8 protein-coding genes are annotated in these 10965 nt (G+C 71.2%); 1 reads left to right on the forward strand and 7 read right to left on the reverse strand.

Annotated elements, in window-relative coordinates; translation table 11 throughout:
• A partial coding sequence (locus KBI5_RS13320) for a class I tRNA ligase family protein (RefSeq protein ID WP_157902502.1) occupies positions 1 to 585 on the reverse strand: 585 nt, incomplete at its 3' end.
• Between the two features lie 273 nt (positions 586 to 858).
• Here KBI5_RS13320 and KBI5_RS13325 point away from each other — a divergent pair.
• Positions 859 to 1665: an inositol monophosphatase family protein gene (locus KBI5_RS13325; protein WP_011435756.1), complete on the forward strand. Its 807-nt coding sequence runs from the start codon at positions 859 to 861 to the stop codon at positions 1663 to 1665.
• Positions 1666 to 1976: 311 nt separating this feature from the next.
• Here the strand turns inward: KBI5_RS13325 and KBI5_RS13330 are convergent, their stop codons facing one another.
• The 6 genes from KBI5_RS13330 to KBI5_RS13355 form a co-directional block, all read right to left on the reverse strand.
• On the reverse strand, positions 1977 to 4760 hold the full coding sequence (locus KBI5_RS13330) for an aconitate hydratase (protein WP_085015403.1): 2784 nt from the start codon (positions 4758 to 4760) through the stop codon (positions 1977 to 1979).
• A gap of 272 nt (positions 4761 to 5032) precedes the next feature.
• Positions 5033 to 6391 carry a glycosyltransferase gene (locus tag KBI5_RS13335; RefSeq protein WP_085015404.1) on the reverse strand — a complete coding sequence of 453 codons (1359 nt, stop codon included), beginning with the start codon at positions 6389 to 6391 and terminating at the stop codon, positions 5033 to 5035.
• 66 nt (positions 6392 to 6457) lie between these two features.
• Complete coding sequence (locus tag KBI5_RS13340; protein ID WP_043591504.1) at positions 6458 to 7648, reverse strand: glycosyltransferase; 1191 nt, start codon at positions 7646 to 7648, stop codon at positions 6458 to 6460.
• Between the two features lie 135 nt (positions 7649 to 7783).
• Positions 7784 to 9130, reverse strand: coding sequence for a nucleotide sugar dehydrogenase (locus KBI5_RS13345; RefSeq protein ID WP_085015405.1), 1347 nt, complete (start codon positions 9128 to 9130; stop codon positions 7784 to 7786).
• A 21-nt stretch (positions 9131 to 9151) separates the two neighbouring features.
• Entirely contained in the window at positions 9152 to 10339 is a 1188-nt protein-coding gene (gene wecB / locus KBI5_RS13350) for a UDP-N-acetylglucosamine 2-epimerase (non-hydrolyzing) (protein WP_011435751.1), read from the reverse strand.
• Positions 10340 to 10446: 107 nt separating this feature from the next.
• Positions 10447 to 10965, reverse strand: a 519-nt coding sequence (locus KBI5_RS13355) for a GDP-mannose 4,6-dehydratase (RefSeq protein WP_116289910.1), incomplete at its 5' end; no start/stop codon positions are given.

The raw sequence follows: 10965 nt of genomic DNA on the forward strand, positions 1-10965 counted from the left end.
CTCCCCCCGAGCGAGGTTGCGCAGAAAGGCCCGCTGCGCAACGGTCCGCGACCGGGCGTCGATCGTCGCGTAGGTGTACGACCAGTCGACGGAGAGCCCCAGCCTGCGCCAGAGCTGCTCGAAGCCCTTCTCGTCCTCCAGGGTCAGCCGCTCGCAGAGCTCGACGAAGTTGCGTCGCGAGATCGGGACCTGCTCCTTGCCGGGCTTGTCCGGCGGAGTGAAACCCGGGTCGTAGGGCAGCGACGGCTCGCAGCGGACAGCGAAGTAGTTCTGGACCCGGCGCTCGGTCGGCAGCCCGTTGTCGTCGAAGCCCATCGGGTAGAAGACCTCGCGACCCCGCATCCGCTGGTAGCGGGCGATCAGGTCGGTGTGGGTGTACGAGAAGACGTGCCCCACGTGCAGGGAACCGCTGACGGTCGGCGGCGGGGTGTCGATGGAGTAGACCTGCCCGCGGTCGACCGTCCGGTCGAACGCGTAGGTGCCCTCGTCCTGCCATACCGTCGACCAGCGCGCCTCGATGCCGTCCAGGCTCGGCTTCGCCGGGACCGCGCGGGTGGACCGTTCCGTACCGTCTGTCGCAACCACAAGTAACGATCCTACGGGCGCCTCGATCGTGGTCATCGACCGCCGAGGTCCCCCGGTCGGCGGACCGGCGAGGTTCCGGCCCGGGCAGGCGCCCCTGGGCCGGAGCCGGAGCCGGAACGGAACGGAAACGGGAAGCGGAAGAGGTCGACGGACGTGACACCTCTCACGTTCCATGGGGAGTACACGACCGGCCGTCTTGGCAGGATGAACCGTTGAACGGACCGTACTCCCGTGCCGATCCCCACTTCGTGCCGATCCCTGGAGCGCCGGACGATGAGCGACCTGCCAGACCCGGACGAACTGCTCGCCATTGCGCTGACGATCGCCCGTGCGGCGGGTGACCTGCTCGCGCGGGGCCGGGAGGGCACCGTGGCCGCGGAGACGACGAAGTCGTCTCCCACCGACGTCGTGACCGCTCTCGACCGCGCCTCCGAGGCGCTCGTCGCCCGGCGGCTCGCCGAACTGCGCCCCGGCGACGGACTGCTCGGCGAGGAGGGTTCGGACTCCGCCGGCACGACCGGGGTGCGCTGGATCGTCGACCCGCTCGACGGGACGGTGAACTTCCTCTACCGGCTGCCCAACTGGGCGGTCTCGATCGCCGCCGAGGTCGACGGGGAGGTCGTCGCCGGGGTTGTGCACGCCCCGGCGCTGGGCGCGACCTACACCGCCACGCGGGGCGGCGGATCGTACCGGGACGGGGAACCGCTGACCGGCTCCACGGTGACGACGCTGGCCGGCGCCCTCGTCGCAACGGGTTTCGGCTACACGGCGTCCCGCCGGGCCGCGCAGGCCGCTGTCGCCAGCCGGGTGGTGCCCCGGGTGCGCGACCTCCGTCGGATGGGTGCGGCCTCGCTGGACCTGTGCGCGGCGGCCGGCGGCCTCGTCGACGCCTACTACGAGCGTGGGCTGAAGCCCTGGGACCAGGCCGCCGGCGGCCTGGTGGCGGTGGAGGCCGGGCTGCGGGTCGGTGGGCTGCACGGCCGCCCGGCGGGCGAAGATCTCACCGTCGCCGCCCCGCCGGCCCTGTTCCCGGCGCTGACCGCCCTGCTCGCCGAGGATCCCCCCGCCGACCGCGACTGAGGTCCCCGACCGGGCGAGYCCACCACCGGCCCCGCTCACGGCCAGGGCACGACGTCGTCGATTCCGGCTGCGACGAGCGCCCGACTGAGACCGCCGCGGGAGCGGATCCCGAGGTACCACTGTCGACGGCGTAGACCGACTTGATGGTGGCGTCCCACTGTCCGGGCATGACGGTGTTCCTCCCCAACTGATACCGCTGACGGCGTGTCGCTTCTCAGTCCGGGAAACGGGAACGGGGGCGCGCGGCATGCGGACCGGCGGGCGGGGCCGGCAGGGAGCGAACCCGCCGGCCCCGGATCATCGGTCGTGGGCTACAGCAACGAGCGCAGGACGTACAGCAGGATCCCGCCGTGGCGGTAGTACTCCGCCTCGCCGGGGGTGTCGATCCGCACGACCGCCTCGAAGGTCTTGTCGCCGGCACGTACCGTGATGGGCGGGGTCCTCTCGTCCACCTCGGCGAGGCCCGTGATGGTGAACGTCTCCTCCCCGGTCAGGCCGAGCGACTCCACCGACTCGCCGGCGGGGAACTGCAGCGGCAGCACGCCCATACCGATCAGATTCGACCGGTGGATGCGCTCGTAGGACTCGGCGATGACCGCCCGCACGCCGAGCAGCGAGGTACCCTTCGCCGCCCAGTCCCGGGAGGAACCCGAGCCGTACTCCTTACCAGCCAGGATCACCAGCGGCACACCCTCGGCGGCGTATTTCTGCGCGGCGTCGTAGATGGCCAGCTGCTCGCCGTCTGGCAGGTGCCGGGTGACGCCGCCCTCGGTGCCCGGCGCCAGCCGGTTGCGCAACCGGATGTTGGCGAACGTGCCGCGGATCATCACCTCGTGGTTGCCGCGCCGCGACCCGTAGGAGTTGAAGTCGGCGGGCGCGACCCCGTGCTCGGTGAGGTAGCGGCCGGCAGGCGAGTCCTTCTTGATCGAACCAGCCGGGGAGATGTGGTCGGTGGTGACCGAGTCGCCGAGCACCGCCAGCACCCGGGCGTCGATGATGTCGGTCCGGGCCTCCGGCTTCGCCGCCATCCCCTCGAAGTACGGAGGGTGCCGGACGTAGGTGGAGTCGGGCGCCCAGGCGAACGTCCGCGACACCTCCCCGCCATCACCGAGCGGCAGCGAACGCCAGCGCTCGTCACCGGACAGGTCGGCGTAGTCGGACTCGTACATCTCGGACTGGATGGCGTCGCCGACGACCGCGGCGACCTCGGCCTCGCTCGGCCAGATGTCACGCAGGTAGACGGGCTCCCCGCCGGTGCCGGTGCCCAGCGGGTCGGTGTCGAGGTTGATGTCCATGGTGCCGGCCAGCGCGTAGGCGACCACCAGCGGCGGGGACGCCAGGTAGTTCATCTTGATGTCGGGGTTGATCCGGCCCTCGAAGTTGCGGTTGCCCGACAGCACGCTGACCACCGCCAGGTCCGCGTCGTTCACCGCGGCACTGATCTCCTCCGGCAGCGGCCCGGAGTTACCGATGCAGGTGGTGCAGCCGAACCCGACCAGGTTGAAGCCGACCTTGTCCAGGTAGGGCACGAGCCCCGCCCGCTCGTAGTAGTCCATGACCACCTTCGAGCCCGGCGCGAGGGTGGTCTTCACCCACGGCTTGCGGGTGAGCCCCTTCTCGACGGCGTTGCGGGCCAGCAGGGCAGCGCCGATCATGACCTGCGGGTTGGACGTGTTGGTGCAGGAGGTGATGGYCGCGACGGCGACGGCGCCGTGGTCGATCTCGACGCCCGTGCCGTCGGCGAGGGTGACCGCCGTCGGGTTGGACGGGCGGGCGGCGACGTCCCCGACCACGGCGTTCACCGAGATCGGGGCGTCGGAGGGCTTGTCGGCGAATGCGGCCGCCGGGTCGGAGGCCGGGAAGGACTCGGCATCCGCCTCGTCCGCGCCGCCGTTCGTGAGCACCAGGGGCTGGGCGTAGTCGACCAACGCCGCCCGGAAGGCCTGCTTCGCGCTCGCCAGCGGCACCCGGTCCTGCGGGCGCTTGGGCCCGGCAAGCGACGGCTCGACGGTGGACAGGTCCAGCTCAAGGGTGGTCGTGTAAGCGGCCTCGCGGCTCGGGTCGTGCCAGAGGCCCTGCTCCTTGGCGTACGCCTCGACCAACGCCACCAGCTCCGCGGGACGGCCGGTCAGCCTGAGGTAGTTCAGTGTCTCCGCGTCGATCGGGAAGATCGCGCAGGTGGAGCCGTACTCGGGGCTCATATTGCCGATGGTCGCCCGGTTCGCCAGCGGGACGTTCGTCACGCCGTCGCCGTAGAACTCGACGAACCGGCCGACGACGCCGTGCCGACGCAGCATCTCGGTAATGACGAGCACCATGTCGGTCGCGGTGGTGCCCGTCGGCAGCTCGCCGGTCAGCTTGAAGCCCACCACAGTGGGGATAAGCATGCTCACCGGCTGGCCGAGCATGGCGGCCTCGGCCTCGATGCCGCCGACGCCCCAGCCGAGCACGCCGAGACCGTTGATCATCGTGGTGTGGCTGTCCGTGCCCACGAGGGTGTCGGGGTAGGCCAGCGTCCCATCGGCCGTCTGCTTCGTGAAGACGACCCGGGCGAGGTGCTCCAGGTTGACCTGGTGCACGATGCCGGTGTTCGGCGGGACGACGGTGAAGTTGTCGAACGCCTCCTGACCCCAGCGCAGGAACTGGTAACGCTCCCGGTTGCGGCCGAACTCCAGCGCCGCGTTGAGCTCGAACGCGTCCGGCCGGCCGAAGTGGTCGGCGATGATCGAGTGGTCGATCACGAGCTCGGCGGGGGCCAGCGGATTGATCTTCGATGGGTCGCCGCCGAGGGCGGCCATCGCCTCCCGCATGGCGGCAAGGTCCACCACACACGGCACACCGGTGAAGTCCTGCATGATGACGCGGGCGGGCGTGAACTGGATCTCCTGGCTGGGGGCGGCCGAGGGATCCCAGTTCGCCAGCGCCCGGACGTGGTCCGCGGTGATGTTCGCGCCGTCCTCGGTACGCAGAAGGTTCTCCAACAGCACCTTGAGGCTGTAGGGGAGTCGATCGGYCCCGGGCACCGCGTCCAGCCGCCTGATCGTGTAGGTGCGATCACCCACCACGAGCGATCCGGTACTGCCGAAGGTGTCCATCGTTCTCCTCCTCGTCGCCCGCCGCCCGCCACCCGCGAGCGGCGGGGCTCGCTCCCATGGCCCCGCCCGGCTGGCCGCACCATGGTGACACCGGACCCACGGCCCCGGGTGGGCACGCATCCGGCGCCTGCCTGCCTCGGCCAGCTCCGTCCCATCCTGGCATTCCGGCGCGTCTCGCACCGCGCCCGCGACGCTGTGACCCCGCCGACCCTCCGGGTCGGCGGGAACCGCCAGGGCCTCCCGAACAAGGTCGTCACGCCCGACTCCAGCAATTACTTAACACTGCTAACAGTAGCGGAAGCTGCCGGCGGCCCCTGCCCACAACGGCGGAATGTTCGGCAATAATCACCCCACCTGCGGGTGAACTCGTTCTTTCGGTCCCCGGTGCATCCCGGCACGCTCCGGCCCGGGCCGGAGCACGCGTGCCACGACCGCGCGYCGCGCACGGCCTCGTGCAGGGCAGCGACGACGTCCTGGCTCAACGACCGGCGATCCAGCAGCTTCTCGGCCCGTGCCCGCGCGGCGAAGCCTCGGTCGCGCGCGGCGGGTGTCCGCCGGCCGGCCGCGGCGTCGGTGAGACACTCCRCCACCGCCACCGCGTCGCCGGGTGCCACCAGCCAGCCGGTCTCGTCGTCCACCAGCTCGCTGATCGCCCCGACCCGCGTCGCCACGGTCGGTACCCCGCAGGCCGACGCCACCCCGATGGCGCCGTAGTCCTCCACCCAGGAGGACACCACGTTCACATCGGCGGCGGCGTAGTACGGCCGCACGTCGCGGACACCGTGCACCCAGCGCACCGCCGCCGCGCCGGGAAGCGCCCCGGCCCAGACCCGGACCCGCTCGCGGTAACGGACCGCGGCCTCGTTGCGCCGACCGGCGACGTCCTCCCCGCCCTCGGGAGCCCCGTCAACGAGGATCAGGGTGCCGCGACCGCCCAGCTCGACGAACCGCGACCAGGCCGCCAGCAGTACCTCGTGGCCCGCCACCCCCCGGCCCGGATGGACAAGACGACCGGGCGGGTGGAAGTGCGCCACCCGCACCGCCACGAACCCGTTCTCGGGCAGATCGAGATCCGTCCGGACCCCCCGGCGCTCCCGGTCGCCCGCCGGCGTGAACCGGTCCAGATCCACGCCGTAGGACACGGTGCGCAGGCGGCGCACCGGCTGGCCGAGCGCGGCGTAGCGGCACCGGACGTCGGAGGTCGGCGCGATCAGCAGGTGATCGAGCCGACAGAGCACCCGCTCGACCGGCCGGATCAGCGGGTGGTCCAGGTGCAGAGGGTTCGCGACCATGTACACGCGGGTGATCGTGGTGCCCACGGTGGCGAGGCGGGCGGCCACCGCCGAGGCGTAGTGGTGGTAGTGGACGACGTCCGCCCCGAGCGCGGCCAGCTCCGCCCGCAGCCGGAGAATCCCACCGGCCTGACGGCGGATCGACGCTCCCCGGTGCGGCACGGGGCTCGCGACGACCTCCACGCCGCCCGCGGTCAACTCCCGGGCCAGTGGACTGTCGACGTGGTCAGGCGGGGGCATCAGGACGATGACGCGGTCCCCGCTCTCCCTTTCGGCTACGGCGTGCGCGACGGGCCACCGCGGGCCGTCCCCCGCCTCGAGCAAGGTGACTATCTTCATCGTGGGCGGTCGTCCTTCCTGGTCGTGGCCGGACGGTGGCGGTACCCGGACGGGCGGGGACGCCGGCTACCACCACACCGCCGTGATGTCGCGTTGCCAGTGCTCCATCGTGAACGGGGACCGGCGCAGCAGACGCATCGCCTCCCGGCGCTGATCAATGGTCGGGGGAACGGCGGTGAGCATCTCGGCGGTGTCGGCCCAGACCGCGTCGGAGATACGCAGCGGCAGGATCGTCACGCCGGGGAGCAGCCGGGCGATCTCGTCGACCCCGGGCAGGTCCGCGCAGAGCACGGGCGTCCCGACCGCGCAGGCCTCGAGCACGATGCCGGTCAGGCCCTCGTGGCGGGAGGTGACCAGCAGCAGCGAGGCCGCGACCAGCAGGCGTGGGATCTCAAGAACCTCGCCGATGAACTCGACGTGGTCAGCGACGCCACGTCGAGACGCCAGCGCGACCAGCCGGGCCGTCTCGGAGGCATCCTGACGACCCACGAAGAGGAGCCGGGCGTTCACAGACCGCCCCCGCAGCGCCGCGAGAATCTCCACGGCCCGGTCCCGGCTCTTCGCCGAATCCGGGCAGGCAACGTGGACGATGGTGACAAGCTCCTGATCGTCCTCGGCGAGTTCCTCCGCGCGGCGGCGGGCCGCGATGGCGACGCCGACCGGTTCCAGCTCGACGCCGTGGTAGATGACGCGGCAACGGGAGTCGAGCCGCCAGTTCTCCCGCCACAGACCCCGCATCACCGCCTCGCTCACCGCGACCAGATGGGTGGCGAACCGGTCGAGCAGCAACCGGCCGACGATCCGCCGCACCCGGCCGCCCAGGCTGTCGCCGTGCCGGTCCGGGGCATCGGCGAGGTAGGCGACGCGGCGCCGAACCCCCCCGAGCCGGGCCAGCGCGAGGACCACCCCGGAGAGGATCGTCACGTCCGCCTGCACCACCTCCGCCTGCACCACGTCCGGGCGTACCTGGCGCAGCAGCCTCAGGAAGGACCATGGAAAGCGCCAGTCGGCCCGGCAGTGGTACACCTCGCCGCCGAGCGCCCGGATCTCACCGTCGAACGCTCCTGCCGCGCCGGACGTCACCGCGAACAACAGCCGGAACTCGTCCTGGTCGAGGCGGCGGAGCAGGTTCACGGCCCCCGGATGAATGCCGGAGCGCTCCATCCGGTTCAGCACCTTCAGCACCGTTATCGGGCCCCGGCGCCGCCACCCACTCGGCCGGTGATGGAACCACGCGTCGGTGGCGACGACCCGCATGGCACCCGCCCCTCCGCCCGCACCCTCTCGATGACGATAATTTTCAGTTATCATTCAACTACATAAAGATACGAGAAGATACGGGAAGATGCGGGACGCCGCGAGGGTGGGATGGCGTCAGAAGGTGGGAGGGGGTCACAGGGGTTCCACGGCGAACGCAAGCTCGTCGTGCCGCGCGACCTGCGCCGGTATCAGCGGGTGTCCCCCGCCTGCCGCCACCGGCCGGCGGCCCCGGTCGTGCGTGGGCAGCCAGTGCCGGGTGTCGAGGACCGCACAGGCATGCCGTGCCACCTGGTCACGGTCGAAGGCGTCGTGGTCGACCAGGAGCACCACCAGATCCGCGGCCGCAAGCTCTCCCGCATCCACCTCCACCRGGGTCACCCGGGGCGGCAGCCGGGCCGCGTCGACGTGCGGGTCCGCCGCTCGCACGTGGGCACCGAGGTCGGCGAGCAGGGTGGCCACCCGCGTCGCGGGCGACTCGCGCGCATCCCCGGTGTTCTTCTTGTAGGCGAGTCCCAGCAGCAGGATGCGGCTGCCCGCGACCGACCGTCGCCGGGTGTTGAGCATCTCGGTGACCCGCCGCACCACGTGGTCAGGCATGTGGTCGTTGATGTCGTTGGCGAGCTCGACGAATCGGAAGCTGCGGCCGAGGCTGCGGCGCACCCGCCAGGACAGGTACGACGGGTCGATGGGCAGGCAGTGGCCGCCGACCCCCGGGCCGGGAGTGAACCGCAGATACCCGAACGGCTTGGTGGAGGCCGCGTCGATCGCCTCCCACACGTCGACGCCGAGTTCGTGCGCGAACATCGCCAGTTCGTTCACCAGCGCGATGTTGACATGCCGGAAGGTGTTCTCCAGCAGTTTGGTGAGTTCGGCGGTCCGGGTCGAGCCGACCGGAACCGTCCGCTCGACCACGGTGTCGTAGAAGGCGCTCACGGCCGCCAGGGAGTCCTCGTGCACCCCGGAGACGACCTTGGGGGTGTTCACCAGGTTCCACACCCGGTTACCCGGATCGATCCGCTCCGGCGAGTAGCCGAGATGGAAGTCGATACCAGGGTGCAGACCGGAACCCTCGGTGAGCAGCGGGGCGAACAGCTCCTCGGTCGTCCCCGGATAGGTCGTCGACTCCAGGATCACGGTCACGCCCGGCCGGACCAGCGGCGCGAGGCTGCGCGCCGCGCCCACGATGTAGGACAGGTCGGGAGCCCCCTCCCGCAACGGGGTAGGGACAGTGATCACCGCGACGTCGAACGCCGCGGCGCGGGCGTAGTCCGACGTCGGCTCGTACCGGCCCGACCCCAACGCTGCCACGAGCTGCCTGTCGGGGATGTCCTCGACGTAGGACCGCGCGGCGGCCAGCCGGGCGACACGGCTCTCGTCCACGTCCACCCCGACGACCCGCCAACCCACATCGACCGCCCGCATCGCGAGCGGGAGACCGACGTATCCCTGCCCGACGACCACCAGCTTCTTCGAAGTCATACACATAGTGTGTCAGATTGTTTACATAGAGAGAGGTAGGTGGCTAGCTGTGTCCTGGGTCGGCGGACGGATCGCCGGATCCGGTGCGCCCGGACGGCCCGGTTCCGGCGGGGGGGCGACCACCCGGGCCAGAATTCGCGCGATGCGGCGGGCGGCGTGGCCGTCCCACAAGGCCGGACGCCGGGGCGCAGGCGGCCGCTCCAGGGTGTCGAACGCGGCCGTGACCACCACCCTCCGGTCCCGACCCACCACCCGGTTGGTACCCTCGGTAACAGTCAATGGACGTTCCGTCGAGTCACGGAGCGTCAGGCATGGTACTCCCAGCACGGTGGACTCCTCCTGCACGCCGCCGGAATCGGTGAGCACGAGACGCGCCCCGGCCTGCAACGCCAGGGAGTCGAGATAGCCCACGGGTCCGAGCAGCCGAACCCCCGGAGGGAGCATCCCGGCCAGCCGCGCCGCCGTACGGGGATGCGCCGGGAAGACCAGCGGGCAGCGCACCGCGATCTCCCCGAGCGCCCCGAGCAGCCCGGCGAGCACGTCCGGATCGTCGACGTTGGCGGGCCGGTGCATGGTCACCAGGCCGTACCCGCCCGGGTGCAGGCCGAGCTCGGTCAGCGTCGGCCGGCCCAGCGCCTCGTCCCGGCACGCCAGGAGGGTGTCCACCATGACGTTGCCGACGAGATGGACCGCCCGGGGGGGCAGGCCCTCCCGGTACAGATGCTCCACCGCGTCCGGTGAGGTCGCGAACAGCTGGTCGCACACGTGGTCGGTGACAACACGGTTGATCTCCTCGGGCATGGACCGGTCACCGCTACGCAGTCCCGCCTCCACGTGGGCAACGGGCACGCCCGCCTTCGCCGCGACGAGCGCACAGGCCAGAGTTGAGTTGACATCGCCGACCACGACGACGATCTCCGGGGCAAGCCGGTCGAGCAACGGCTCGAACGACGTCATGACCGCGGCCGTCTGCACGGCGTGGGAGCCCGATCCGGCCGCGAGGTGATGGTCAGGGGGGCGCAGCCCGAGATCGGCGAAGAACACCTCGCTCATCGCCTCGTCATAGTGCTGTCCGGTGTGCACGAGCGTGGTCCGGAAACCCTCCGCGTCGAGGGCGTCCAGAATCGGCTTGATCTTGATGAAGTTCGGCCGCGCCCCGGCCACGACCACCGCGTGCGGCCTCGGCGCGAGCCCGGACTCGGCGAGCATCGGGACCGGTCCGGACCGGCGGCGCGCGGCCGCGAGTGGAGCCCGCGGCGCGGGCAGACCATCCACCGGTACACCGGCGACGGGCTCACCACCCGCAGGTACGCCGGTCACGAGCGGACCCCGGAACGATCCGATCCGCCGCGCGGCTGGTCGACGACGGTAGGCCCGGCGGGACGGGCCGCCCCAGCCCGCCCGGCGGGGGCCGCGAGCCCGTCGCGCGCGGCCGATTCCGTCTCGGTGGCGACGTCGGCGTCCACCATCATCGCCACCAACTCCTCGAACCCCACCCGCGGCTTCCACCCCAACACCTCCCGCGCCTTCGACGAATCCCCCACCAGCACATCCACCTCAGCCGGCCGGAAAAACCGGGGATCCTGCCGCACGAACCCCGACCAGTCCGAGATCCCCACCCGCCCGAACGCCACATCCAACAACTCCCGGATACTGTGCGTCTCCCCGGTCGCCACCACATAATCGTCCGGCGCGTCCTGCTGCAGCATCCGCCACATCGCCTCCACGTAATCCCCCGCGAAACCCCAGTCCCGCCGCGACTCCAGATTCCCCAACGACAACGAGTCCTGCAACCCCAACGAAATCCGCGCCACCGCCCGCGAGATCTTCCGGGT

This window comes from Frankia sp. KB5 (assembly GCF_002099325.1).
Taxonomy (GTDB): domain Bacteria; phylum Actinomycetota; class Actinomycetes; order Frankiales; family Frankiaceae; genus Frankia; species Frankia casuarinae.

Coding starts and splice junctions, on each gene's coding strand:
- KBI5_RS13340 (WP_043591504.1), bottom strand. CDS start 7,648: ATGCGGGTCGTCGCCACCGACGCGTGGTTCCATCACCGGCCGAGTGGG.
- wecB (WP_011435751.1), bottom strand. CDS start 10,339: ATGCTCGCCGAGTCCGGGCTCGCGCCGAGGCCGCACGCGGTGGTCGTG.
- KBI5_RS13325 (WP_011435756.1), top strand. CDS start 859: ATGAGCGACCTGCCAGACCCGGACGAACTGCTCGCCATTGCGCTGACG.